Consider the following 26,134-nt stretch of genomic DNA (forward strand, 5'->3'; position numbering starts at 1 on the left):
GTTACCTGTATCCCCTCATCGTATCCCCTTCATCAGAGGTGCCAATGGCTACAGCCGATTTCAAGGACTACTACGAAATTCTCGGAGTTAGCAAAACTGCTACTCCAGAGGAAATCAAAAAGGCTTACCGAAAACTGGCGCGTAAGTACCATCCTGACTTAAATCCAGACGATCCAGAGGCAGAGGCTCGCTTTAAGGAAATTAATGAAGCTCATGAGGTGCTGTCTGATCCAGAGAACCGCCAAAAATACGACCAGTTTGGACAGTACTGGAAGCAGGCGATGGCAGGTGCGCCGCCGGGTGGGTCAGGTTTTGAAGAAACGGACTTTGGTCAATACGGCAGCTTTGATGATTTTATTGATGAATTGCTAGGTCGGTTTGGGCGAAGCGGTGGAACTGGGCGGCGGGTTTATACTTACCGCACCACAACGGGGCCTGAGGGATTTCGAGAGTATGTCGAGTTTGGAGACGATCCCTTTAGCCGCTTTACTGAGATGCCTGCTCAGGATACCGAAGCGGCGATCGCCCTCACTTTGTCTGAAGCGTTTCACGGCACGCAAAAGCGCTTACAAATTGGAGATGAGACGGTTACAGTGCGAATTCCGCCGGGTGCCAAGTCTGGCAGTCGCATTCGGATTAAAGGGAAGGGGCAAATTAGTCCCTTTAGTCAACAGCGGGGGGACTTGTACCTAACCATTGAGCTGCTGCCTCATGCTTTCTACAAGTTTGACGGCAATAACTTGGTCTGTGAAATTCCGATTCGTCCAGATGAGGCAGTGTTGGGCGCTCAAGTCGAGGTGCCTACTCCAGATGGTTCTGTGACGATGACGATTCCTCCTAGTGTAGATTCGGGTCAAACACTCAGGCTGCGGGGCAAAGGGTGGCGTGATCCGCAAGGCAATCGAACGGATTTGCTGGTTCGCTTGAAGACCGTTTCACCCAAGGATCTCAGCTCTCAGGAAAAAGAATGCTATGAAAAGTTGCGGCAGGTGAGCCACTTTAATCCTCGAAAAGCACTTGCGGAGGTGCGCCTATGACCCAGAGTTTTGGTCTATCTCGTCTAGTTTGGTCAGAAACGGGCGATCGCCTGTATAGTTTTGAGCAGGCTGCGTACTTTACACAAACTTCAATCCCGCTGATTGAGAAGTGCGTGGCGCTTGGAATTATCGAGCCTGAAGGCGATATGTTGCATCGACAAGATCTAGTGCGAATTGTAAGAGTCTTGCGACTGCGCCGTGATTTAGGACTGAATCTAGCGGGTGCAGCAATGGTGTTGGATATGGCAACTGAAATTGCTCAACTCAAGGCGCAACTGCGTGCCCTGCGTCAATAAGTTGAGTGTCTGTTCGTTGAGCAAACAAGCTTGAGCCATAACCAAGCAGCCCTAAAGCATTACTAAATATGATTTATCTTCCTGTCACCTTTACTCTATTCTTGCTCTTCTTATTGCTGTTTCCGTTCATTTGGTTTGCGATCGCCCTCGACGTAGTAGAGCTAGCAGTAGCAAAGTTAGGCTTCTCTCCTAACGTCGCATTCCTGCTATTCATGTCTGTGCTAGTGGGTAGCACAATCAATATTCCCTTATATGAGCGAGTCACAACCGTCCCTGTTATTTCAGATTTTGCCGATCTTTGGACGGCGCGGTTTTGGGGTATTCCACTCAGAAGAATTGAGCAAAAGACAATTGTTGCACTCAATGTTGGAGGTGGCTTGATTCCATCTCTATTAGCGATTTATGAATTCACGCGCTCTGATCCGCTTCTGATTATGCTAGTTACGGCAATTGTGACAACTGTTAGCTACTTCTCGGCTCAGATAGTTCCTGGAATTGGCATCCAAATGAATGCTCTAGTTGCTCCGTTGACTGCCTCCCTGGCTGCAACGGTGCTTTCTCCTGCTCCTCAGCCCATTGCGTTTGCGGGAGGAGTTTTAGGAACATTAATCGGTGCCGATTTACTACATTTGAGAGAGATAGAAAAAATGACAGCAGGAGTCTTAAGTATTGGTGGAGCAGGTGTGTTTGATGGGATCGCCCTATGTGGGTTATTTGCCCTGTTACTTACCTGAAATCTCTACCTGAAATCTCTAGATTCATCCCTTAGCATTTGATATTGATCGATATTAGCCCCCCTTAGGATTGATTCCTCTAAATTGATTGTCAGCTTGATGAGATTTTGGAGGTACTGGCGATGTTTAACGTTGTTCGTCGTAGCCAGATTGTTGGCTTGGTTGCAATGGACGGTAGTACTGCAACTCGGCTAGGTGGTGTTGACGAAGTTTGGGTGGACAACCGGGGGCGTGTAGTCTATCTTGCCAGCAGTGCTGGTTACACGCCGTTGGAGCAAATTTCTCTGATCGGGCCGGATGCAGTGCTGACCTACTCTGACTTCGTTGTCGAGCCATCTGTGAGCCTCCGCCGCTTGTGCGGAATGGGTGTGCGAATTCCGTCTAGAGTCGAAGTATTGGGTTGGATAGAGGATTTTTTATTTGACTGGGAAACAGGGGATATTGCAGCCTATATCTTAGGTGGACAGATCGCTGCTCCCTTCGGCGGCCGAGCGGTTCTGTTCCCAGAGGATGTGGAGTTCATTGATGCTGATTATGTCGTCATTAAGGAGGATGCAAAAAGTCGCCTACAAGGTGAATTGGAAGGGCTAAAGGGATTTTTGAGCGAAAAGTCTCAGCAGGTGAAAAATTTGGTGAAGCATCTGGGCGATCGCCTAAAGTCTTTAGTTTCTGCTGACGATCACCCCGATGTGGTACGGGTTAAAATCCGAGAAGTCCATGATGAGTTTGCTGGCTCAGGGCGACACGACAAGAACGCCCTGCAAGAGGCAGTCGATTTTTTGCAAGACAAATGGGAAGACCTGCAAAAGAGCCTGTATCGGGCTAGTTATCGCACTAAGCAGGCGATTGATTCTGCGTGGAAGCAGTTGACGGAAAAATCTGGTGAATAGTACGCGGCCTTTTTGTCTTCCTAAGTGGTGCTACGAACGAAGTTGATAGAGGCTTTGCAAACAACTGGCTCACAATAGGTCGCAAGTCCAAAGCCGAGAATCGATACTGCTACAGCATTTTCTTGCCTCGTGAGGCACATGCTGCCCTCACGAGGCAAGGGCTTATTGACCATCCGTGTGCCTCACTAGCTTCGAAAACGCTGTAGCAGCTTGGTAAAATCCAATCGCCAGTTCTTTATGGTCTGCTCCAGCGCTTACAAAAGGAACGCCCAGCCCTTGAGTTAGGACTGGGCATCCAGGTATTTCAGAGGGCACGGAACAGGACGCTATTAGTCAATCGCCTTCTTCACTTCATCCTTGATGTCTTCGGTGGTGTGGCGAGCCTTGGCTTCGGCCTGCTTGGCGCGACCTTCCACTTTATCCTTGGGATCGCCCGTCACTTCACCGACGGCTTCTTGTACTTTACCCTCGATGTTTTTCGCAGTTGCCTTCACGCGATCTTCGATACTCATAGTTTTCGTACCTCGTTGTGCGATTTAACGTCTTGACCCTGCATCTGACCGCGAATCACAGTGCTGTTTAGCAAGCAATTCATTTGGCGAATCAGTGCATGAATCAATCGAACACTTTCACAATAGGCGCTTATCCCAAAGCTTCCATCCCTCACAGGGCGGGAGTCTTGAGGCATAGGGATCTGCCCAGTGCTCTAGTCCGGCAGGGAGAAGGTAGGTTGGAGGGCTGAAGGAATAAGAGGGTGAAGCGGTGGACGGGGGTTGAGGAGATGCTCCCTTCAAAACCGCCTCTCGCGATACAGTTCAGTTTCGTTACAGAAGTACATAATGGTTACAATTGGTTTAGCCCAATGTGATTTAATGTAACTCTTGCGATCGCCCCTCATGACTCAAGCTTCTACTCCGTCGAGAGCGTCTGTGTCGCCGCTGCTGCTGATTGCGCCGTTTTTCCTGTGGGGAACGGCGATGGTGGCGATGAAGGGCGTGATTCCGCAAACTACGCCGCTGTTTATGGCGGGAGTTCGGGTGCTACCGGCGGGGCTGCTGATTTTGCTGGCGGCAGTGGCGATGGGGCGATCGCAGCCGAAGGGCTGGAAGGCCTGGGGCTGGGTTGCGCTGTTTGGACTGGTGGATGCAGCGCTGTTTCAAGGATTTTTGGCAGAAGGACTGGTGCGGACGGGCGCGGGGCTGGGGTCTGTGATGATCGACTCACAGCCGCTGGCGGTAGCGCTGATGGCACGGTTCCTGTTTGGTGAGCGGGTGGGGGGCTTTGGCTGGCTGGGGCTGCTGTTTGGCGTGGTGGGGATTAGCCTGCTGGGGCTGCCAGAAGGCGTGCTCCAATCGGCGCTGCACGGCAATTTTTCGCCAGATCTGGGCGCAACCCTGCTGCACGACCTGTTTCAAAACGGGCAATGGCTAATGCTGATGGCGGCGCTGTCGATGGCGGTGGGCACGGTGATGATGGGCTACGTGTCGCGCTATGCCGACCCGGTGGCGGCGACGGGCTGGCACATGGTGCTGGGTGGCATTCCGCTGTTTGCGCTGTCGGCACTGGGGGAAACGAACCAGTGGCAGCAGCTTGGCTGGACGGACTGGATGGCGATGAGCTATTCCACGATTTTTGGCAGTGCGATCGCCTACGGACTGTTCTTCTACTTCGCAGCCAGCGGCAACCTGACGAGCCTCAGTTCCCTGACGTTTCTCACGCCTGTCTTCGCGCTGCTATTTGGCAATCTGTTCCTGTCCGAAGTGCTGAATCCGGTGCAGTGGGTCGGTGTAGGGCTGACGCTGGTGAGTATTTACCTGATCAACCAGCGTGAGGTGCTGGCGGCGAAGTTTCAGCCCGCGGCGGTGGAAAAGGCCGCGACCTCGCTGGCGGCGGAACTGGAGGCCGAGATTGAAGCTGAGATCGAGGCGGTGAATGAAAAAATTGCAGCGCATCGGCGATCGCGTCTGGAAGGAGCCAGAGACTAGTGGGGCTGACTCAGCGTTATTGCTGGTTCTCCCTCAAGCCTGTTGACGCTGGCGGAAATTGTTAAGTACGGTGAAGAGGTTCAAGACGCTATGCCTCTGGAGCCGTTCTATCCATGAAACTTTCGCCCAGGCTGAAAAAGCTACTGTTGGCGCTGCTTTCGCTGGCGATCGCCTATGCCGTCATGGCGTTTGCCTTCAAGCTCATCGGGTTGGAAAACGCGCACCTTTGGGTTGAACGCGCCGGCCCCTGGGCACCGCTCCTGTTCACGGTCGTCTGTGCGGCGAGCTTGATTGCTGCCCCGCTCAGCGGCAGTTCCATCTTTATCGCAGGCGGAGCGCTGTTTGGCAAAGAAAGCGCCTTTGTGCTGAGCTTTATCGCATCTCTCATTGGATGCAGTATCAACTACTGGATTTCCCGTCGCTACGGTCGCCGGGTTGCAGTGCGTCTGGTAGGCAAAGATGAAATTGACGAACTGGATGCGTTTGTGGCCCGCCTAAAAGGACATCACAGCGTCCTCTATATGGCGCTGATCATGCTGCTGGGTCAGGATGTCGTGAGCTACGCCATTGGACTCACCAAGATCGACTACTTCCACTTTTTCCTGGCGCTGGTTCCTGCTGCGGCCGTGCTTGTTGGTTTCTATATCTATGTCGGCACAAGCCTTCTGGAAGCCCTGATTGCTTAGCGGCAAGTTAGTTTTGGATTTCGGATGGGCGATTTTGGATTGCCAATCCAAATGTCTAAAAGATTAAAGCCTTTTGATTTGAGGCTGATTCCTGACTCCTAATTTCGGTGGTTATTACTGTAGCGGACGAGCGTTCCGGCCCACTGGAGCTTTTCGCGCAGGGTTTGGTAATAGGAATAATTTTCTTGCAGGATAATAAACTGGGCGGGGCGTTCTGCCATGCGAATATCGACACGCTGACCCGGCCAGATGGAAGTGGCCAGCACGCCGTCCATCCAGAGTTTGGTTGTCATGTCAGGGTCAGATAGGGGCCAGATGCTAACGACTGACCCAGCGGGCAGCACAATGGAGCGACTGGAGAGGCTGAGGGGGCAGATGGGCGTGACGGCGATCGCCTCCATACCAGGATGAATAATTGACCCGTTTGCCGCTAGGGTGTAGCAGGTGGAACCCGTCGGTGTAGCCACAATCAGCCCGTCACCCTGGTACTGATCCACCACCTCGCCATCGATCTCCATTTCCAGGATTGAGGTCACCATGCGGTCGGCCGAGGCAGGCTTGACACACATTTCGTTGAGCGCAAAGAAGCGATCGCTCATTGGCTCCAGGTTGGTGCGGTTGCCTTCGTAGGTCGTCGCTTGCAGCATCATCCGCCGCTGTACCGCAAAGCGATCGCTCGTCAGCCGCTCCCACACCTGCTGCGAATCTTCACTCAAAAAATCCAGCGGCTCAGTCAAAAAGCCCAGGTGTCCACCCACGTTCACCGCCAGGATGGGAATGCCTTCGTCTGCTAGATGCCGCGCTGCACCCAGCGCCGTGCCGTCACCTCCCAGCACCAGCGCCAGATCAATCGGCTGAGAAACAGAAGCCAAAAATACTGGATAGGGATTGTCCCTTGGGCCGCTCGGCCCCATCAACACGCGACAGCCCCGCGCCTCTAGTTCCTTTGCACAGCGCTCAGCCCACTTTTGGCTCAGGGCATTTCCCGATTTGTGAATAATGATGACTTGCTTTAGCTCCACCCGATCGCCGTCTCAATCTGCTACCACTTCAGCAGATTAAATTGCTCCATATCCACCGTATCGCGATTTCGGTAAATGGACAGCACGATGGCAAGACCCACGGCCGCCTCCGCAGCGGCGATCGCAATCACAAATACTGTAAACACTTGCCCCTTGACCGCGCTGGGGTCGAGAGAGTTGGAAAACGCCATCAGGTTGAGGTTGACGGAGTTGAGCAGCAGTTCAATCGACATCAGCACACGAATGGCGTTGCGGCTGGTGACCAGGCCATAGATGCCAATGCAAAACAGAGCGGCGGCGAGTAGGAGAAAATACTGAAGCTGCATAGGTCGGGGATCAAGGGTCAGAGGTCAAGGGTTAGGATGTCGGGTAGAAATGGGGAAGACCTATTCTCTAGAACTGGTTCCAGTGAGTTCACGGGGGCGTTCGGGGAGGGTCAGCGAGGTTCGCGGGCCGTCTTCGGTTGTCGCTTCTTCGGGCAGGAACTCGCGGCGGGCAATCACGATCGCCCCAATCAGCGCCATCAGCAGCAGCACCGATGCCAGTTCAAACGGCAGCAGGAAATCGCTGAAGAAATGCAGCCCGATGGTCACCAGCGCTTCGTCTCCGGCAATCGGCGCGTCCGAAAGTCCCCAGGGCGTTGCCACAATCATCGTTGCCAGCAGCCCAAACAGCCCGGCGCATACTGCACCCGTCGCCGCTTTCCCTAGCCACGCCTTCTGCACGGGTGCAAAATCCTGGCGCTTGTTCACGAGCATGATGCCGAACAGAATCAGCACGTTTACCGCACCGACGTAAATCAAGATTTGTGCCGCCGCCACGAATCCGGCATTCAGCAGAATGTATAGCCCGGAAATGCTGATAAACACCAGACCCAGCAAAAAGGCTGAGTACACAATGTTGTCTAGCAGCACTACGCCCAGTGCCGCCGCTATCATCATTGCCGCCAGCACAATCAAAGAAACCAGTTGAACGCCATCTGCCAGATTCACAGTCGGTCTCCTGAACGAGAAGAGGAAAGGTCGAGGGTACGGATCAAGCGGGTTGCCTAGGAACACCCGTGGAACCATCCACTAGGCTTCGGGTGCAGCTTCCGCAGGCTGGGCTTCGTCGAGAATTTCTTCGGGCAGCTTGCCAGCACGGCGCGACCCGGCGGGCAGGTCGTGCGGCTCCATCACACCCTTGGGCAGGTAGCCCAACTCCCGCAGCGGGGTCACCATTGGGTCTTGCGTCACCTTGTAGGGCAGGCGACCCAGGGCCACGTTGTCGTAGTTCAATTCGTGGCGATCGTAGGTCGCAAGCTCGTATTCTTCGGTCATCGACAGACAGTTGGTGGGGCAATATTCCACGCAGTTGCCGCAGAAGATACACACACCGAAGTCGATGCTGTAGTGGTTCAGCTTTTTCTTCTTGGTTTCCTTGTTAAATTCCCAGTCCACCACGGGCAGGTTGATGGGGCACACCCGCACACAGACTTCGCAGGCGATGCACTTGTCAAACTCGAAGTGGATGCGGCCGCGGAAGCGCTCCGAAGGAATCAGTTTCTCATAGGGATATTGCACCGTAATCGGGCGACGATGCATGTGGTCAAAGGTGACCGACAAGCCCTGGCCGATGTATTTGGCTGCCTGAACTGCTTCCTTGGTGTAGTCAGAGACTTGCTTGAGAAATTTCAGCATAGGAAGGAGGGGGAGGGAGGTTGAAGAACGAATGGTCTTTGGAGTTAAACCTTAGCCGCCGAAGGCCACTGGAAACACCAGTTTTAGCCCAGCCGTCAGCAGCAGGTTAACCAGCGATACGGGCAGCAGAAACTTCCAGCCCAGGTCGAGCAGTTGGTCGATGCGGACGCGGGGCACCGTCCAGCGCAGGAGGATTGCTAGGAAGATAAACAGGTAAGCCTTGAACAGCGTCATCACAATGCCGAGACTGGCGGTGATGACTTGGAGCCAGGGCGTAGACTCGCTGACCCCGATCAAACCGGCTAGCCAACTTACGGATACGGGGGACTCCCAGCCACCTAGATACAGCACCGAAGCCAGTAGCGCCGACAGCACCAAGTTGGCATAGGAACCCGCGTAGAACAGCATGAACTTTACGGCGCTGTATTCAGTCTGATAACCTGCGACGATTTCTTCTTCGGCTTCTGGCAGGTCGAAGGGCATCCGTTCACACTCGGCCAGCGCCGCAATCCAGAAGATGACGAAGCCCACGGGCTGCCGCCAGAGGTTCCAGCCAAGAATGCCGTAATCGGACTGCCCCTGCACGATATCTACCGTGCTGAGGGAGTTGGACATCATGGCGATCGCCAATACCGACAGCGCCAGCGGCAACTCATAGCTAATCGACTGTGCCGCAGCCCGCAACCCGCCAATCAGCGAATACTTATTGTTAGACGCATAGCCCGCCATCAGCAGCCCAATGGGGGCAATGCTCGACAGCGCAATCCACAAAAAGATACCAATACCCAAGTCACTGATCAGCAGGTTTTGACCAAAGGGGACGATCAGGTAGGACAGGAACACCGGGATAAAGACCAGCAGCGGGGCGATCGCAAACAGCCAGGGGTCAGTCTTGGCAGGCAGAATGTCTTCTTTAAAGAGCAGCTTAACTACGTCTGCCGCCGGAATCAGCATCCCCAGCGGGCCAGCATACTCTGGGCCAATCCGCTGCTGAGCTGCCGCCGACACCTTCCGCTCCAGCCAAGTAGCCACGAGCGCCAACACCGTCACTGCGCCGACAATCAGCACCATTGGCAAGGGAATCCAAATGGTCTTGGCGACACCGGGCGACAAGCCCAAGTCCATCAACGCTTGAATAAAGCTGCCTTGCAGGTCAATTCCCGAACTCATACGTCCTGCGACTTCACTAAAGGGCGATTGGTCTTTCAAACAACAGTACCAAGGTAATGATCCTTAACACCTGCGTTTAGTATACGGTACAGGTTCATTTCCAAGCCCCCTCTAGCCCATGACAAGCTATGACAAATTTCTGGTGTGGTGATAGGGAAGCCAAATTATTGCGCCAGATTTTTGAAGTTTTTCTTAGATTTTTGTTGTCAGGGGCTTCCATCCCAGGGTGCAGTGGTTATGATTGGGAGCTACTAAACAAGCCTCCAAAGACAACCACCAGAAAGCCGAAAAGAAACGCCTATGCAAACGCCTTCTCTGCCGGAAGCCAATCATCCTTTAGTTAAGTCCCTTTCGCACTATAGCGATCAGGAGTTGTTGACGCTGCTCCAGCGGCATCCCGATGCTGGGCAATACTTTACTGCGCTTTATTGTCGCTATAGCCCGCTGGTGTACACACTGATTCGCCACTCTGCACGATCGCCCGTGCAAGCCGACTATCTCTTCTCCATCACCTGGCGACACCTGTTTCACGAACTGCTGGGGTTGGATCTCAGCACCCCCGGTGTAACGCTGCAATCCTGGATTATCAACGTCACGGCTCTGTGCATTAATCAGGCAGAACTGCCCCCTGCCGAAGACATTCACTATTCGCTGGAAGCATCGCCGCCGCCGCTGCAATGCTATGTCGAGCGATCGCTCGACCAGGTTTCTCCATCCCAACGGCTGATGATCGTGATGGCGCAGACCTTCCGCTGGAGCGAACCACGCATCGCCGCCTACCTCCAGGCAGAAGGCGAACACATCACCGCTGCGGGCGTAAAGGCGCAACTGCAAGCCGGGTACGAACGCCTGGAAACCGCACTACCAGACGACATCCGTGCCATCTATCTGGCAGGCGGCAAGCTGGAAGCTCATCTGCACGGGCAACAGCGGGCGCAGACCACCACAGAGGCTTGATTTCACCATAGAGGCTTGACTCTTAGCAAGGCGCTGGGAGCAATGCAGGACGGCTCCGCCCCGTCTCATCCCGATTGAAAAAGGAAAAATTAGGACAAAACAAACACGAATCCTCCGAGAATTTACGGTTTCCTAACACATTCGCCCAAAACCGGTTGATAAATTTGGGAGAGATTGCTATTGGGACTCCGTAAATAATGATCATCCCTATCCTTGGCACTGATACCGATGACCTGCTCATCGGCACTCCTGGAAACGACTTGATAGACGGGGGCGCGGGCTTTGACACCCTCGTTGGAGGACAGGGAAACGACACCTATATCATCCGCGACGGTGATATCGTTTTTGAATTGCCAAACGAAGGCACTGATATTGTTTTTGCATACGTAGATTACCGCCTGACGGATTACGTTGAGAACCTGCAACTGATTGCAGGGATACGCGGTGAAGGGAACAGCGAAAACAACTTGATCCAGGGCAATGCACTGGCCAATGAACTCTTTGGGTACGAAGGAAACGACGTTTTAGAAGGGTTTGGAGGCGACGACAAGCTATATGGCGGCAGCGGCAACGATCGCCTCTTTGGCGCAGACGGAAACGACCTGCTGGTGGGCGGCCCAGGCTATGACCAGCTATATGGCGGGCGCGGTAACGATACCTATTTAGTCAGCAGCTACCGCTTCAAAATTGTCGAACCACCCAGAGGCGGTGGCATCGACACGATTGTTATTCCGCTCGATTATGAGCTAAAGTCGCTGCTGTTTGAAAACCTGACGCTGTACGGCAGCGCCCAGTTTGGCACGGGCAATCGGCTGAATAACCGGATCGAGGGCAACGGGCGCGGCAACGTGCTGTCGGGGCTGGCGGGCAATGACACACTGCTGGGCAGAGGCGGCAACGATCGCCTGTTTGGAGCCACGGGCAACGACCAACTATCGGGCGGCGACGGTGACGACGAGCTATATGGGCAGCAGGGCAACGATCGGCTGTGGGGCGATCGCGGCAATGACTTGCTCTCTGGCGAAGACGGCAACGATGTGCTGATTGGCTATGGCGGCGTGAGTACCGAGCGCGATCGCCTGTTTGGTGGGGCAGGAGCCGATACCTTCGTGCTAGGTACACGCCGAGAAGGGGTGTTTTACCTGGGTTCTGGCTACGCGATTATTGGCGACTTTTCGCAGGCACAGGGCGACAAAATCCAGGTGCGGGGCAACCCCGCCAGCTACCGGCTGGACAATAGCCGCAACCTGATCGGCGGCTCCAGTCGAGATACGGCGATCTTCCTGGGCAGTGATTTGATCGCCATCGTGCAAGATAATGCAGGGGTGACCACGAGCAACCTGTTTACTGCACCCAGAGAGAGAAATGTCCGACCGGTCTGACGATTCCTCATCCGACGATTTCTTACCCGATAGTCGCAGCGAGTCTCTGATTCCGGCTGCGCCCGACGGCTTCCGATCCGGCTTTGTGGGCATTGTGGGCCGCCCCAACGTAGGCAAATCGACCCTGATGAATCAGCTGGTGGGGCAAAAAATTGCCATCACCTCACCGGTTGCTCAGACCACGCGCAATCGGCTGCGGGGTATCCTCACCACGCCCGACGCGCAAATCATTTTTGTAGACACGCCCGGTATCCACAAGCCGCATCACGAACTGGGCCGCGTGCTGGTGCAGAATGCGCGGATGGCTATTAGCTCGGTCGATTTGGTGCTGTTTGTGGTGGATGCCTCGGCGGAACTGGGCGGGGGCGATCGCTTTATTGCTGAGCTGCTGGAACGCGCCGAAACGCCCGTGCTGCTGGGCATCAACAAGGCAGACCGCCAGCCGAGCGATCGCCCCGACATTGACGACAGCTATCGCGCCCTGGCCGAATCTCAAAACTGGGAACTGGCCAAGTTTTCCGCCCTGACAGGCGAGGGATTGGAGGCGCTGCAAGCCCAGCTAATCCAGCGGCTCGACCCCGGCCCCTACTACTATCCGCCGGATTTAGTGACCGACCAGCCCGAACGCTTCATCATGGGCGAGCTAATTCGCGAGCAGGTTTTGGCGCTGACCCGCGATGAAGTGCCCCATTCGGTGGCGATCGCCATTGACCGCGTAGACGAAGACCCCGACATCACCCGCATTCTTGCCACGATTCACGTTGAGCGCAACTCGCAAAAAGGCATTCTGATTGGCAAGGACGGCAGCATGATTCGGGCGATCGGCACTGCGGCCCGCGAACAAATCCAAAAACTGATCCTGGGCAAGGTGTACCTGGAACTGTTTGTGAAAGTGCAGCCCAAGTGGCGACAGTCGCGTAGTCGGTTGTCGGAGTTGGGGTATCGGGTGGAGGAGTGAGGGGGAAAAAAGAAGAACGAAGAGGGAAAAAAGAAGAACGAAGAGGGGCTTTTTATTTTGTTAGGCTTCTGCTCCATGCCTGGGTCAGGGTTTTGTGGGCGATCGCGTAGATGCCGGGGGATTCGCTTTCTCTGGGGCCGGCGATGTTTAGGATGGCGTTTTGGGTCAGGGTTTGCAGCCATGCGCGGAGAGAGGCGAGGGCGATCGCCTCGTTTAACTGGATGATTCGCAGGGGCTTTCCCAGGTGGGTGGCGATCGCCTGCGTCAGTTGGGTTCCGGCGGAGCGTTGCCCGTCTTCGCCACGCACCAAAATCAGCGTTGCAGTGCTGTCTCGCACGTTCCATTTGGTGCGCTGGGCGGGGTCGGGGCTGGGTGTTTCTTGCAGGTGGGGATAGTGGGCCAGCAGTCCCGGCGGTGTGGGAAAATCTTCGGCCCAGCCGCCCTGGGGACACCAGCCGCCGTAGGCTAACCCGTGGGCGATCGCCCCATCCAGGGCCGCCCGATCGACCCCTGTTTGCCCGCCGGAAATCACCTTGAGGTTTTGCAAAAGTTGCACGACTCGCGCAAAGTTCAACTAAAGTTTAACTATAGTACAGAAGCATCTAGTACAGAGGCATCAGATCAAACGATTGTAGCCGCTGTAAACAGGTTAGGAGCAGGTTGGGCAATGGCGATTATTTCCTCAAAACAGCCCCCTCTGGAGCCTGAGGATTCTGAATCGGGTCGGGATGGGCTGCCTTTGGTAGGGCGATCGCCCAAATCGCCTGCTGCGGACGAAAAGCTGCTCACGCCCGATCGCCAGCCAGAAGACACAGGCAAGCCAGAGGAGCGGATTCGCCCCCAGCGATTGGCAGAATACATTGGGCAAAAAGATTTGAAGGAAGTGCTGGCGATCGCCATTCAGGCCGCCAAGGCGCGAAACGAGTCGCTCGATCACCTGTTGCTCTATGGGCCGCCGGGGCTGGGCAAAACCACGATGTCGCTGATTTTGGCGGCAGAAATGGGCGTAGACTGCAAAATTACCACTGCCCCCGCGCTAGAGCGGCCGCGAGACATCGTGGGGCTATTGATAAACCTGAAGCCAGGGGACATTCTGTTTATCGACGAAATTCACCGCTTGCCCCGCGTTACCGAGGAAATCCTCTATCCGGCGATGGAAGATGCCCGCATCGACATCACCATCGGCAAGGGACAGAGCGCCCGCACCCGCAGCCTGCCGTTGCAAAAATTTACGCTGGTCGGCGCGACGACGCGAGTCGGAGCGCTGACCTCACCGCTGCGCGATCGCTTTGGGCTGGTGCAGCGCTTGCGATTTTACGAAGTGGACGAGCTTCAGCAAATCGTTCTGCGGGCGGCGGAGATTCTCAACACGCCGATTACGCCCGATGGCGCAGCGGAAATTGCCCGGCGATCGCGCGGTACACCCCGCATTGCCAATCGCCTGCTGCGCCGAGTGCGCGATTACGTTGAGGTGAAGGCCGGCGGCGCGGCCGTGCATGGGGCGATCGCCGCCGAAGCGCTGGAACTCTTCAACGTAGACCCTTGCGGACTGGACTGGACCGATCGCCGGATGCTGACGGTGATCATCGAAAACTATGGCGGCGGCCCTGTCGGACTCGAAACACTGGCCGCCGCCACAGGCGAAGATGCCCAGACCATTGAAGAAGTTTACGAACCCTACCTGATGCAGATCGGCTACCTCAATCGCACCCCCCGCGGCCGCGTTGCTACCCCTACGGCCTGGCGGCACCTGGGCTATACGCCGCCCGAAAGCCAGCTTTCGCTCTTGCAAAGCCCACCCTCGCTTCTCTAGCAGCGCTTTTTCAGCAGGCTGCTAAGGCAAGAAAGCGCGAGACAGGCTCTTGCTGAACTCAGTCAGCTTCTCTGGGGTCCATTCATCGTTGTGGCTATTCACTTCTGCGGAGTCCAGACCCAGCCCAAAGGCTTTACCAAGGTCTTGACTCAACTGCACAAACCGCTGGGTTGTCCAAGACGAGCCGTTTAGCTTTCTCATCGTCTCAGCCCTCCTGAGTGATTCACTCGATTCACTGGTCTATAGATCCAGTGTAATGAATGGTATTGAGAGATACAAAAAAGGAGGCTCATCTTAACCATGAGTAGATTGAATGTAAACAGCGGCTTCTGAAAACTGAAATGCGGCTAAATGTTTTAGTGTGCCCCCAAAACTGGTAAATTACCGGAGTATCGGCAAGCGGAATTTGAGCAATGAGAGTTTTAGTCATTGGTGGCGATGGATATTGTGGGTGGGCAACAGCGCTCCACCTCTCGAATCGGGGACATGAGGTGGCCATTCTGGACAGCCTCGTTCGGCGGCATTGGGACAACGAGCTTTGCATCGACACCCTCACCCCGATCGCGCCCATCCAAACCCGGCTGAAGCGCTGGAAAGACCTGACAGGCAAAGCAATCGACCTGTTTGTGGGCGACCTGTGCAACTACGAATTTCTGAAAAATTCGATGCTCCAGTTCCAGCCCGACTCGATTGTTCACTTTGGCGAACAGCGATCGGCTCCCTTCTCGATGATCGACCGGGAACACGCCGTGCTGACCCAGGTGAACAACGTCGTGGGCACGCTCAATCTGCTCTACGTGATGCGCGAGCATTTCCCCGATGCCCATCTCGTCAAGCTGGGCACGATGGGTGAATATGGCACGCCCAACATCGACATCGAAGAGGGCTACATCACCATCGAACACAACGGCCGCAAAGACACGCTGCCCTATCCCAAGCAGCCCGGTTCCTTCTATCACCTCAGCAAAGTGCATGATTCGCACAACATCCACTTTGCCTGCAAGATTTGGGGACTACGCGCCACCGACCTGAACCAGGGCATCGTTTATGGCGTGCTAACCGAAGAAACGGGCATGGACGAACTGCTGATTAACCGCCTCGACTATGACGGCGTGTTTGGCACCGCGCTCAACCGCTTCTGCATCCAGGCGGCAATCGGGCATCCGCTGACGGTCTATGGCAAGGGTGGACAAACCCGCGGGCTGCTCGACATTCGCGATACGGTGCGCTGTATCGAGATCGCCTGCAACAATCCGGCAGAACCGGGCGAGTTTCGCGTGTTCAACCAGTTCACCGAGCTATTTAGCGTCGGCGACTTGGCCAACATGGTGCAAAAGGCGGGCACAGCACTGGGGTTGAAGGTTCAGGTAGACCACTTGGAAAATCCTCGCGTTGAAAAGGAAGAACACTACTTCAACGCCAAGAACACCAAGCTGCTGGATTTGGGTCTGCAACCGCACTATCTGTCTGACTCGCTGCTCGACTCGCTGCTGAACTTTGCCATGAAGTATAAGCACCGCGTCGATGAGAAGGAGATCCTGCCAAAGGTGAAGTGGAAAGGATAGGTTTGAGGATCAGGAATCAGGCGTTAGCTATTCAGTAACCCCTGATTCCTGGCTTCTGAAACCTCCTCAAGTCAGTACTTTCCATTGCTCTCTACGTCCCCCACCCTATGCGTATTGCCCTCTTTACCGAAACGTTTTTGCCCAAAGTTGATGGCATTGTGACGCGCCTGAGCCACACGGTGGATCATCTCCAGCGGATGGGCGATCAGGTGCTGGTGTTTTCGCCGGAGGGCGGGCTGAGTGAGTATAAGGGGGCACGAATTAACGGGATTCCGGGGTTTCCGCTGCCGCTGTATCCGGAGCTAAAGCTGGCGCTGCCCCGCCCGTCAATTCGGCGAGAGCTGGAGCTATTCAAGCCAGATCTGATCCACATTGTGAATCCGGCAGTGCTGGGCGTGGGCGGGCTGTATTACGCCAAGTCGCTGGGGATTCCGCTGGTAGCGTCGTATCATACGCACTTGCCGAAGTATCTGGAGCATTATGGGCTGGGGATGCTTGAGGGCGTGCTGTGGGAGCTGCTGAAGCTGATGCACAATCAGGCGGTGATTAACCTGGTGACTTCGACGGCCATGCAGGAGGCGCTGGAGAGCCACGGTGTAGAGCGGGTTCACGTCTGGCAAAAGGGCGTAGATGTGGAGCTATTTGACCCGTCGCTGGCCAGTGCCGAAATGCGATCGCACTTGACCCAGGACCACCCCGACGCGCCGCTGCTGCTGTATGTGGGTCGCCTTTCGGCGGAGAAGGAAATCGACCGCATTAAACCCGTGCTGGAGGCAATTCCCAATGCGCGGCTGGCGCTCGTGGGCGACGGGCCCTATCGCGCCGACCTGGAGAAAATTTTTGAAGGTACGCCGACTTTCTTTGCAGGCTATATGACGGGCAAAACGCTGGGAGCTGCATTTGCCTCTGCGGATGCGTTTATTTTCCCGTCGCGGACGGAGACGCTGGGTCTGGTGCTGCTGGAGGCGATGGCGGCGGGCTGCCCGGTGATTGCGGCGAATGCGGGCGGCATTCCCGATATCGTGACCGATGGCGTGAACGGCTATCTGTTTGACCCGGCGGATGACCGGGGGGCGATCGCCGCTACAGAACGCCTTTTGAGCAACGCCGCCGAGCGGGATCAGCTCCGTCAAAACGCTCGTCAGGAGGCCGAGCGCTGGGGTTGGGCCGCAGCCACGCGACAGTTACAGGGTTTCTATCAAGAAATTTTGTCGCAGTCTATGCTGACGGCCGCATGACTGGCAGACATGGGGTTTGAACTCGTGCGCTCCCGAGTTGCGACATCTCCGTGTGGGGTTGAGGTGCGCTGCCCCGAAGCGACCAGGGTTTCTTGACCAACTGCGCTGCTCACTCGCTTCAAAAAGGCTGTACCCTGAGGAATAATCCTTCGAGCCGTCTCAGAGACGCTATTGCGATCGCCCCCTGTGTTTTGCGCCGTGCCCTGGCTATCTGCCCCACTTTTTGCCCAAGCGTCTGCGCCATCCGTCCCCAGCCCTACGCCAGTTTTGCCGCCGTTTGTGCCGCCCACCCCCGAACAGGCGATCGCCTTCCTGGGGACGCTGGCACTGCTGGCGGGACTGGCTGCGGCTCTCTATGGGCTAGTGTTTGTCGTGCTGCGGTCGTTTTTTCGCCGCCTCGAATTTGAACTGGGCATTGCCATTCTCAACTTGGCACGAGTTCCGACCCTGATCATTCTGGTCTTTGGCAGTCTGCGGCTGGCGCTGAATTTTCTGGCACCCAGCACGGCGCTGCTGTGGCTGGGGAGATTCTGCGCGGCCCTGCTGGTCGCCGCCTTCACCTTTTTGGTGGGGCAGTTGTTCACTCAGGCAGCGGTCTATTACCTGAAAGGCTTTGCCGAAAAAACCGAAGCCGCCTGGGATGATGTCCTTATTCCAATTTTAGAAACCATCATTCCGCCCCTAATTTATGTGTTTGGGGCGTTCTTTTTCCTGCAAAGTTTGGGGATTGATTTAACGGGGCTTTGGGTTGCCTTTGGCGGTATTACCTTTGTCCTGGGCTTTGCGCTCAAAGATATTCTGGCTAACTTTTTTAGCGGACTGGTGCTGCTCATCGATACGCCGTTTCAATTTGGCGACATGGTGCGCTTGCCGGATGGTTCTACGGCTGTAATCAAGAAAGTAGGGCTGCGCGTGACGCATCTCTATGTGATTGATAATTACTGCGAAGTGTATATTCCAAACGCTGAGCTAGAAAAGCGAGACATTGTTAACCTGAGCCGCCCTACGCCGCACTATGCCTATTCGCTGAACGTGTCTGTGCGGGTCGATGCTGACCCCGTAGCAACAACCAACATCCTGTCAGAAATTGTGAATGGACATCCCGATATTCTGGGAGATTTAGATGAGAAACTGCGGTGTCTGGATTCCTTTTTTGGGTTAAAGCAGGCAGAAGACGGTGAAATTTCTAAAGTAGAGGCAGGTCGGTTGCGCTTGCTGGCCTATAAAAAGCTGAATGATCAGCTTCAGCTTGTGGAATCAAAGCTGGAAGCACTGGTTGCCAACATCCGCCTCTTAGAAAAAGGGGGACTGCGGAAAGAGGAGTTGAGAAATTTGGCGGGCGATTTTCAGACGATTTTAAGTCTGTTTGGTCTGCGGTTGGTGGGCGATCGCCCTGAGAAAAAAGGGCGATCGCATCTCCAAGAAGAACCCGAAACCCTGCTCACGAATACCACGATTGGACTGATTCGAGCGCTGTATCAAGCGTGGCTAAAAGATCCCGATCTTACACCGGAGGATGAACAACTCTTGCCGCAAGAATGGGAGCAAAAAATTGAAGTCCTGAAGCTGAAACTGGGGCGATTGCATCAAAAGCTAATGTCTTCTGGTCAGGACGAAACTCGATTAGACAACTATACCTATAGCTTTTTGACCTGGCTACGAGACAACTTTAAGGAATCGCAAACCATCTGGAAAGAACCCCAGGTTCGCATGACGGATATTCAGGGCAATGCGATGCAGTTTACTATTCGATTCTACGTGGATAATATCAAGCTAGAACACTGGTTTCGCGGCAACCGAGTGACGAATGAAGTGCGGCGAGAAATCGTGCGGCGGCTGCGACAGGCCTATATCCTGCATCTGCTGTGATATCGATTTTGGATTTTGACTTGCTAGTCAAGGATTGGGGAAATCAGCAATTTCAGATTTAGGCTGGATCGGTAGCCGAATCGTGAAGCTGGTGAGGGCGTTGGCGCTTTCTACCTGAATCGAACCCTGCAGATACTCTACCAAGCGCTTGACCAGTGCCAGTCCTAGCCCAGTGCCGCCGCGATTCCAGCGATCGACTCTGGACACACGATAGAACTTTTCAAACAGGCGCGGTAGTTCTTCGGCGGGCAAATCAATTCCTGAATTGCTCACCTGGATACTCAACATTCCATCCAAAATGTGGGCCGTTAGCGTGATTTGTTCATTCGGTGGTGTGTACTTGCAGGCGTTGTGCAACAGTTCCATCACAATGCGCTTAAACCCGTTTAGATCGGTAGTGATAGACGGTAGATTTTGCGGTAGGTTGATTTTCAAGCTTTGGTGCTGCTCTTGAATTCGCGCCTCGAAGGGTTCAATGATCGACGGCAGCCAATAGTTGAGATCGACGCTTTCCATCTCGATGGATTGCACGCCTGCTTCTAGGCGCTGCAAATCGAGTAAATCGTTAATCAGGTTTAGTTCCTGGGAGCATTCCTCTTCCAGGATTTGGAGATAGCGTGTCAGGCGTTCGTCGTGAATTTGGTGTTGTTCTAACAGCACTTCGACCATTTGGATCGCCATTTTGATATTGGTCATGGGCGATCGCAGTTCGTGAGACACGGTGCTGAGAAAGTCGTCTTTGATTTGATGTAGCTTTTCGAGTTCGGCGACCTGGGCTTGGGCGGTTTGGTACAGGTTGGATTGACGCAGGGCGATCGCCGTTTGTAGGCTAATTTGTTGCAGCAGCCGCAGTTCCCAGGCTTGCCAGTCGCGGGGCCCCGTGTTCTGATAAATCGCCAGCAGTCCCCAAAGCTGTTCGTCCAGGAAAATGGGGGCGATCGCATAGGCCCGCACCTGAAACTGGGCCAGGATCTCGACATGACAATCCGTGTGCCCAGCCTGATAAATATCGCTGACAGCAAAGGTTTCGCCGTTGCGGTAGCGTCCGCCCTCGGTTTCCTGCAAGTGGGTATCTTCCCATACAGTCTGCACGCCCTCTGCGACTAGGGGTGACCATTCCTCCCCCACCGCCTCTGCCACAAACCGACCGCTCCAGTCGGGTGCAAACTGGTAAACCGTTACTCGATCGACCTGAAGCGTGTGTCGGGTTTCGTCTAGCACGGTTGCCAAAATCTCGTCCAAGTTGAGCGATCGGTGAATATTTTGCACAATCAGCCGCAGCAACCGCTCTTGCTCAGCCTGCTGTTGCAAGGCCTGGGTGCGCTCTTGCACGCGCTGCTCTAGCTCTTGATTTAGCTGTTGCAGGGCGGCTTCGGCTCGCTGCCGTTCTGCCAGTTCTAGCTGGGTCTGGCGATAGAGGTCGGCCTGCTGGATGGCGATCGCCACTTGGTCGGCAAGATGCTTCAAAAGCTGAATTTCGTCCGGTTTCCAGTGTCTAGGCTTGGCGCAGTGATGCGCGATCAGCAGACCCCAAAGATCGTCTGGCTGGAGAATCGGCACAATCAAACTGGCTTGCACTTGAAACTGGCGCAAAAACTCAGCATGGCAAGGCTGAATCGTGCCGTCGTCTATATCGGCGATCGCCCAAGTGCGTCCCTGAGAATAGCGCTGGATGTAGTTTTCATAAAAGCAGGGGTCGTGGATATCTTGCCCCAAAAGTGCTTGCCAGCCAGGAGCGACTGACTCCTGCACCACATGACCCTGTTTGTCAGCATCTATTTGAAACAAAACCACGCGATCGGTTTGTAGCAGTTGGCGCACCTCGGTAACAGTCGCAGACAAAATTTCGTCCAAATCGAGCGATCGCCGAATGCGCTCCGTCACCGTCCGTATCACCTGTTCTCGCTCTGCCGTTTGTCGCAGTTGAATTTCTGCCTGCCGCCGCTCCGCCCGAATTTGTGCTTCTCGTACCTCGCGCCGCACGGCCTCTGGCAATCGGGTCAGGTTCTCTTTCATGAGATAGTCGTGCGCCCCGGCTTTCATCATGGCCACTGCCGTCAGTTCACCAACAGTGCCCGATACCACGATAAACGGCAAATCCATCCCGCTTTGCTGAAGAATACTCAGCGCTGCGGGTGCGTCAAACCCTGGCAACCGATAGTCTGAAATTACTACGTCCCAACTGCGAGACTCTAGCGCTGCCCGAAACTGATCGGCCGTTTGCACGCGCTCCCAGACCACACTAAAGCCGTCTTGCCGCAGCGCCCGCAGCACCAACAGCGCATCGTCTTCAGAATCTTCGACCATCAGCACAATCAGTGGCTCACTCATGCCCGCGAACTCCCAGGCAAACTCCCAGGCAAACTTTCTGGGGGTGGCTCATTAATGAGCGCCCAATATAAACCCAACTGGCGTACCGCTTCTGTAAATTGCTCAAACTCAACGGGCTTTCGCACGTAGCTATTGGCTCCCAGGCTGTAGCTTTCAATAATGTCGCGATCTTCGCTAGAAGAGGTCAAGATCACGACCGGCAGAAGGCGAGTGCGCTCGTCAGTCCGAATGCGGCGCAGCACCTCCAAGCCGTCAATTTTGGGCAGCTTTAGGTCGAGCAGCACTACACAAGGCAGCACTTCCAGTCCAAACAGCAGGTTCAAGGCCTCTTCCCCGTTCCGAGCAATCAAGATTTCATTGCCTAGATTGCCCCGTCGCAACGCTCGGAGCGTCAGGCGTTCGTCATCTGGATTGTCTTCGACGAGGAGGATAGGGCGCAAAGAAGTCATGGGTCAAATCTCGCCTCAAGCACGGGAGTGGGAAGCGTGAAATAAAAGGTGGCTCCTTGCTCAACTGCGGCCTCTGCCCAGACCTGACCACCGTGGCGATGGATAATGCGCTGGACAGTCGCCAGTCCAATGCCCGTGCCAGGAAACTCAGTCATGTTGTGAAGACGCTGAAACACGCCAAACAGCATGGATGAGTAGGCCATGTCAAAGCCAGCCCCATCGTCTTGCACGAAATAGGTCGGCTGCTCGTCTTGTTTAATTATCCCAAATTCAATCCGCGCGGTTGGATGGTGGCTGGTGAATTTCCAGGCATTTTGCAGCAGGTTGCTGAGGACGACGCGCATCAGGCTGGGGTCGGCCCAGACGATGACATCAGGGGCAATGATGCACTCGATCTGACGTTCGGGTTCGGCGGTTTGTAGCTCTTGCAGAAGCTCTTGGGCGATCGCACTCAGGTTGACCGCGACATGGCGCATCTCGGCGCGAGACACCCGCGACAGGCTGAGCAGGTCGTCGATCAGCATTCCCATGCGCTGCACATTGTGCCGAATCCGGTTGAAATAATCCCTGCCCTCGTCGTCAAACTGATGACCGTAATCCTCCAGCAGCGCCCTGCTAAAGCCGTCAATCGCGCGGAGGGGCGATCGCAGATCATGCGACACCGAATAGGCAAAGGCTTCTAGCTCTCGGTTGGAGGCTTCAAGCTGTATCGACTTTTGCAAAATCTCAGCTTCGGCTCGTTTGCGTTTGGTGATGTCGTAGTTAATGCCTGTCATGCTGATGGGGTTTCCATGAGCATCGCGCTGCACTATCCCGTTGGCCTTGATCCAGCGCAATTCGCCGTCAGTGCGCCAAATGCGAAACTCCACGTCATAGTCGCCTTCGCCAAGCAGGGCGGCTTGCAAAGCAGTTTCGGTAGAAACCAAATCGTCAAGATGGAGGCGATCGCACCACTCTCGATACTGCACTGGCCGCCCCAACGCCTGCAACCGTTGCAGTCCATAGATTTCATACATCCGGTCATCCCAGGTGATTTCATGGTTCGTATTCCAGTCCCAAGTGCCGATTTCCCCTGCTTTCAGCGCCAGCGTCAGACGATCGGTCAATAGACGACGCTCTTCCTCAGCGAGCTTGCGCTCAGTAATATCAAGCACTGTGCCCCTCAGCTTTCGCAAGCAGCCAGCCGCATTCAGCATCGCTTCGCCCCTCGCCTGAACGTACCCAATCGAGCCGTCCCCCCGGCAGATGCGAAGCTCAATGTCATAGGGCTGGTGTGTTGCGATTAGCGTTTGCACGGTCTGGGCATAAAACTCGCGGTCGCTGGGGTAAACCAACTGCTGGAACGCTGCAAAATCCTCAGGCGTTCCCAGTGCCAGATCACGCCGAAAGATGTGAAATATCTGCTCTGACCAGGTGATTTGTTCCGTTTGAACGTCAAACTCCCAACTGCCGATGTTGCCAATGCGCTGGGCTTCTTGCAAATGCCCCTCGCTGATTCGCAATTGGGCCTCGATGTGTTTGAGCTGGGTGATATCGACATGGCAGCCCACCATCCGCAGCAACTCGCCCGACTCGCTCCACTCGATGCCCTGTCCCGCGCAGATGACCCAGACGCTTGACCCATCCTTATGGCGATAGCGGACTTCGTTGTAATACGGCTCTGCCCCACGACTTCGGACATGCCGCTCCAGGCAGTCCTTTGCCTTTTGCAAGTCTTCTGGCAAAATCTGCCGCTCCCAGTTGTCGAGCGTGTGAGGGATTTCGTCTTCGGCGTAGCCCAGCATCCGCTTTAGGCCTGGACTCCAGTAGTTTGTGCCCTTGCGGAGGTTATAGTCCCAATAGCCCGCTAGCACGGAGTCGAGGACGGTTTCCAGTAGCTTTAGCTCGGTCTGGAGGGTTTCGGCTTGCAGTCGGGCTGCTTCGGCTTGCTTGCGTTCGGTGATGTCTTGCCCAATGCCGATGCTGCAACCGTCCGGCAGGGGAATTTGAGTCCAGGCGGTGTCGATCATGCGGCCGTCGCGGGTTCGGAGCCGAAACTCTTGCCAGGTGGAGTCGGCGGCTGCAATGTGGCGAGTCACCCGGTCATAGTCTGCGGGATCGGGGTAGCACTCTCGCAGTACGTCGCGGGTCCAGTGTTCTGCTTGGGTCCAGCCGACGGTCTGCTCAATAGTCTGGTTGACCAGCAAAATGTTGCCCGTGTCTGAATGCACGCTGACCATAACCGGGAGATGGTCGAGGGTAATTTGCAACAGTTCTTTCTGGGCCCGTAGCTCGGCTTCAGCGATTTTGCGATCGCTGATATTGGTTACAAACCCTTCTAGCCATTCCAGGTTTCCAGCGTCGTTATAAATTCCCCGGCCGCGCTCCCAGACCCAGCGTTCCTCACCGGTTTTAGTCCGGATACGATATTCGCATTCGTAGGGCGTGCGATCGCCCACCGCTTGTTGCACCAGCGCCCACACCCATTCCGCGTCGTCGGGATGAACCTCTTGACCGCAGGAAATCGAGCGCTCAACCAGATACTCGTCTTGGCGATAGCCCGTCACCGCTTCTACACCAGCGCTGATGAAGAGGGGCGTATAGTCGGGGTCATTTTGCACGCGGTAGACATAGCCCGGCAGATTGCTAATCAGCGTCGAAAGTTGCTGTTCGCTGGCGGCGAGGGCTTCCTCGGCCCGCTTGCGCTCGGTAATATCGAGGTTGACACCGACCAGGCGTTTGGGCTGCCCCGTTTCCTCCCGCTGCACCAGGAAGTACGACTCGATGTAGCATACAGACCCGTCGGGTCGCACAATGCGAAATTCGATCCCGCCAGTGTTCACTGTAGGATCTTGTAGGGCCTGCCACGCTTCGGCTTGGCAGTGGGGAAAATCATCAGGATGCACCAGGGGTTCCCATTCGGAAAAGGGGCGGGGGTGGTTAGATGGTGAAACGCCGTAAAGCTCGCAAATCCAATCATCCCAGACGACCTGATTACTCGTTGGGTCCCATTCCCATACGCCCAGTTTGGCCGATTGCAACGCGAGGCTGAGCCGATCGGACAGGTCGCGTAGCTGCTGCTCGGTTTGTTTGCGTTCGGTGATGTCTCTGGAGATGCAAAGGACGGAGGCGATCTTTGCCCCCGGTTCTCCCACCCGCGACTCGGCCCATTCTGGCGCAATGACCATTTCAAAGGTGCGGATTCCTTTTAGCGTTGGAGTCGAGAACTCGATAATCTGCTTTTCTCCGGTTGCCAGCAGGCGATTTGTGGCGGCTTCCCAGGTGTTCACCATGGTTTCATCCAGCCCCAGATCGCGGCAGCTTTTGCCTAGAAACGCCTCAGCGGAAAGGCCAGTGAGGCGGGTTAAAGAGGGGCTGACGTAGAGATGCCGTAGGTTTAGGTCAAATCGTTCGATGATATCGGGGGAGTTTTCAACCAGGTTTTGGAATTGCTGGCGTGATTCTTCAAGTAATTGGGTGCGATCGCGCACCAGGTCTTCCAGGTTAGCCTTGGCGAGTTTTAGCTCATCTGCGCTGGGCAGGGCGATCGCCCTGGGAATCACGGGAATCAGGGTGGCAGCAGTGGTCAGCGAAACAATCGCTGTTGCTGACTTGACCCCGCCCGATACCCAATAGTCGGGATGCCAGAGCGTCCAGATCTCCATGACATGCGTCAGCCCGCAAAACACGATAAACGCGCCAAAAAGCTGAAACATCCAGGGATAGGGCAAATCTCGCCGCTGCTGCACAAAGTAGACCAGCGCGACTGGAATCGAGAAATAGGCCAGCGCCGTCAGTCCATCCGACAGACTATGCAGCCATACCAGACGCGGGTCCCACAGATAGCAGTGACCGTGCGGCACAAACGCTAAAACAGGTAAAGGCACTTTAAATACACCGGACAAGGCGTAAAGGCTTGAAAACATCTCTAACGTCTGATTGGATTGCTCTCATTTTTACCCACATGCATAAACTTGGCTGTATTGCTATCGGCGATCGCCCAAAACAGCATCCGCCAAAATGCGGAATGCCCCTGCGATGGTGCGATCGCCAGGGGCATTAGCAGGATGGCGGCAGGAGAGCCGTTTGCTAGA

Annotated in this window: 24 protein-coding genes; 13 read left to right on the forward strand and 11 right to left on the reverse strand. The window is 55.1% G+C overall.

Annotated features, from left to right (window positions below):
* Positions 1–44 precede the first annotated feature (44 nt).
* From IGS16_RS19795 to IGS16_RS19810, 4 genes are all read left to right on the forward strand, one after another.
* Positions 45–1,037: a DnaJ C-terminal domain-containing protein gene (locus IGS16_RS19795; RefSeq protein ID WP_297088424.1), complete on the forward strand. Its 993-nt coding sequence runs from the start codon at positions 45–47 to the stop codon at positions 1,035–1,037.
* Positions 1,034–1,333: a chaperone modulator CbpM gene (locus IGS16_RS19800; RefSeq protein ID WP_297088426.1), complete on the forward strand. Its 300-nt coding sequence runs from the start codon at positions 1,034–1,036 to the stop codon at positions 1,331–1,333. The genes IGS16_RS19795 and IGS16_RS19800 overlap by 4 nt, the downstream gene beginning before the upstream one ends.
* 68 nt (positions 1,334–1,401) lie before the next feature.
* The gene (locus IGS16_RS19805) at positions 1,402–2,067 is read left to right on the forward strand and encodes a DUF1614 domain-containing protein (protein WP_297088428.1); all 666 of its coding nucleotides are present in this window, start codon (positions 1,402–1,404) and stop codon (positions 2,065–2,067) included.
* Between the two features lie 122 nt (positions 2,068–2,189).
* On the forward strand, positions 2,190–2,957 hold the full coding sequence (locus tag IGS16_RS19810; protein ID WP_367185837.1) for a photosystem reaction center subunit H: 768 nt from the start codon (positions 2,190–2,192) through the stop codon (positions 2,955–2,957).
* 329 nt (positions 2,958–3,286) lie between these two features.
* Here IGS16_RS19810 and IGS16_RS19815 read toward each other — a convergent pair whose 3' ends face one another.
* Complete coding sequence (locus IGS16_RS19815; RefSeq protein ID WP_068513441.1) at positions 3,287–3,469, reverse strand: CsbD family protein; 183 nt, start codon at positions 3,467–3,469, stop codon at positions 3,287–3,289.
* 384 nt (positions 3,470–3,853) lie between these two features.
* Here IGS16_RS19815 and IGS16_RS19820 point away from each other — a divergent pair, with 384 nt between their 5' ends.
* The gene (locus IGS16_RS19820) at positions 3,854–4,942 is read left to right on the forward strand and encodes an EamA family transporter (protein ID WP_297088432.1); all 1,089 of its coding nucleotides are present in this window, start codon (positions 3,854–3,856) and stop codon (positions 4,940–4,942) included.
* Positions 4,943–5,055: 113 nt separating this feature from the next.
* A complete protein-coding gene (locus tag IGS16_RS19825) occupies positions 5,056–5,628 on the forward strand; it encodes a TVP38/TMEM64 family protein (protein WP_297088434.1) in 573 nt (190 codons plus the stop codon).
* 98 nt (positions 5,629–5,726) lie between these two features.
* Here the strand turns inward: IGS16_RS19825 and IGS16_RS19830 are convergent, their stop codons facing one another.
* The 5 genes from IGS16_RS19830 to nuoH form a co-directional block, all read right to left on the reverse strand.
* Positions 5,727–6,650 carry an NAD(+) kinase gene (locus tag IGS16_RS19830; RefSeq protein WP_297088436.1) on the reverse strand — a complete coding sequence of 308 codons (924 nt, stop codon included), beginning with the start codon at positions 6,648–6,650 and terminating at the stop codon, positions 5,727–5,729.
* Between the two features lie 20 nt (positions 6,651–6,670).
* On the reverse strand, positions 6,671–6,976 hold the full coding sequence (gene nuoK / locus IGS16_RS19835; RefSeq protein ID WP_068513455.1) for an NADH-quinone oxidoreductase subunit NuoK: 306 nt from the start codon (positions 6,974–6,976) through the stop codon (positions 6,671–6,673).
* A 60-nt stretch (positions 6,977–7,036) separates the two neighbouring features.
* A complete protein-coding gene (locus IGS16_RS19840) occupies positions 7,037–7,642 on the reverse strand; it encodes an NADH-quinone oxidoreductase subunit J (RefSeq protein WP_297088437.1) in 606 nt (201 codons plus the stop codon).
* Between the two features lie 81 nt (positions 7,643–7,723).
* A complete protein-coding gene (ndhI, locus tag IGS16_RS19845) occupies positions 7,724–8,329 on the reverse strand; it encodes an NAD(P)H-quinone oxidoreductase subunit I (protein WP_172354416.1) in 606 nt (201 codons plus the stop codon).
* A gap of 51 nt (positions 8,330–8,380) precedes the next feature.
* Positions 8,381–9,499: an NADH-quinone oxidoreductase subunit NuoH gene (gene nuoH, locus IGS16_RS19850; RefSeq protein WP_297088439.1), complete on the reverse strand. Its 1,119-nt coding sequence runs from the start codon at positions 9,497–9,499 to the stop codon at positions 8,381–8,383.
* A 300-nt stretch (positions 9,500–9,799) separates the two neighbouring features.
* On the opposite strand from nuoH, the gene IGS16_RS19855 reads away from it, so the two are divergent.
* The 3 genes from IGS16_RS19855 (at position 9,800) to era (ending at position 12,796) form a co-directional block, all read left to right on the forward strand.
* On the forward strand, positions 9,800–10,456 hold the full coding sequence (locus tag IGS16_RS19855; RefSeq protein WP_297088441.1) for a sigma-70 family RNA polymerase sigma factor: 657 nt from the start codon (positions 9,800–9,802) through the stop codon (positions 10,454–10,456).
* A 197-nt stretch (positions 10,457–10,653) separates the two neighbouring features.
* Entirely contained in the window at positions 10,654–11,838 is a 1,185-nt protein-coding gene (locus IGS16_RS19860) for a calcium-binding protein (protein WP_297088444.1), read from the forward strand.
* Positions 11,822–12,796: a GTPase Era gene (era, locus tag IGS16_RS19865; protein ID WP_297088446.1), complete on the forward strand. Its 975-nt coding sequence runs from the start codon at positions 11,822–11,824 to the stop codon at positions 12,794–12,796. The genes IGS16_RS19860 and era overlap by 17 nt, the downstream gene beginning before the upstream one ends.
* Positions 12,797–12,848: 52 nt before the next feature.
* Here the strand turns inward: era and IGS16_RS19870 are convergent, their stop codons facing one another.
* A complete protein-coding gene (locus IGS16_RS19870; protein ID WP_297088448.1) occupies positions 12,849–13,352 on the reverse strand; it encodes a putative molybdenum carrier protein in 504 nt (167 codons plus the stop codon).
* A gap of 111 nt (positions 13,353–13,463) precedes the next feature.
* Between IGS16_RS19870 and ruvB the strand changes: the two genes are divergently transcribed.
* Positions 13,464–14,609: a Holliday junction branch migration DNA helicase RuvB gene (gene ruvB / locus IGS16_RS19875; RefSeq protein ID WP_297088450.1), complete on the forward strand. Its 1,146-nt coding sequence runs from the start codon at positions 13,464–13,466 to the stop codon at positions 14,607–14,609.
* A gap of 21 nt (positions 14,610–14,630) precedes the next feature.
* On the opposite strand, the gene IGS16_RS19880 is transcribed toward ruvB, so the two are convergent.
* Positions 14,631–14,810, reverse strand: a complete 180-nt coding sequence (locus tag IGS16_RS19880) for a hypothetical protein (RefSeq protein ID WP_297088452.1) — start codon at positions 14,808–14,810, stop codon at positions 14,631–14,633.
* A 212-nt stretch (positions 14,811–15,022) separates the two neighbouring features.
* Here IGS16_RS19880 and IGS16_RS19885 point away from each other — a divergent pair, with 212 nt between their 5' ends.
* From IGS16_RS19885 to IGS16_RS19895, 3 genes are all read left to right on the forward strand, one after another.
* A complete protein-coding gene (locus tag IGS16_RS19885) occupies positions 15,023–16,174 on the forward strand; it encodes an NAD-dependent epimerase/dehydratase family protein (protein ID WP_297088454.1) in 1,152 nt (383 codons plus the stop codon).
* A gap of 107 nt (positions 16,175–16,281) precedes the next feature.
* Entirely contained in the window at positions 16,282–17,412 is a 1,131-nt protein-coding gene (locus IGS16_RS19890; protein ID WP_297088457.1) for a glycosyltransferase family 1 protein, read from the forward strand.
* A gap of 198 nt (positions 17,413–17,610) precedes the next feature.
* A complete protein-coding gene (locus IGS16_RS19895) occupies positions 17,611–19,281 on the forward strand; it encodes a mechanosensitive ion channel domain-containing protein (protein ID WP_297088458.1) in 1,671 nt (556 codons plus the stop codon).
* Between the two features lie 27 nt (positions 19,282–19,308).
* On the opposite strand, the gene IGS16_RS19900 is transcribed toward IGS16_RS19895, so the two are convergent.
* The 3 genes from IGS16_RS19900 to IGS16_RS19910 are packed head-to-tail and all read right to left on the reverse strand — an operon-like array spanning position 19,309 to position 25,927.
* Positions 19,309–21,612, reverse strand: a complete 2,304-nt coding sequence (locus IGS16_RS19900; protein WP_297088460.1) for a GAF domain-containing protein — start codon at positions 21,610–21,612, stop codon at positions 19,309–19,311.
* On the reverse strand, positions 21,609–22,061 hold the full coding sequence (locus IGS16_RS19905) for a response regulator (protein ID WP_297088462.1): 453 nt from the start codon (positions 22,059–22,061) through the stop codon (positions 21,609–21,611). The genes IGS16_RS19900 and IGS16_RS19905 overlap by 4 nt, the downstream gene beginning before the upstream one ends.
* Positions 22,058–25,927 carry a PAS domain-containing protein gene (locus IGS16_RS19910; RefSeq protein WP_297088464.1) on the reverse strand — a complete coding sequence of 1,290 codons (3,870 nt, stop codon included), beginning with the start codon at positions 25,925–25,927 and terminating at the stop codon, positions 22,058–22,060. Before IGS16_RS19910 ends, IGS16_RS19905 begins: the two co-directional genes overlap by 4 nt.
* Positions 25,928–26,134 lie beyond the last annotated feature (207 nt).

The sequence above is a fragment of the Thermoleptolyngbya sp. C42_A2020_037 genome (assembly GCF_015272455.1).
In the GTDB taxonomy this organism is placed as follows: Bacteria; Cyanobacteriota; Cyanobacteriia; order Elainellales; family Elainellaceae; genus Thermoleptolyngbya.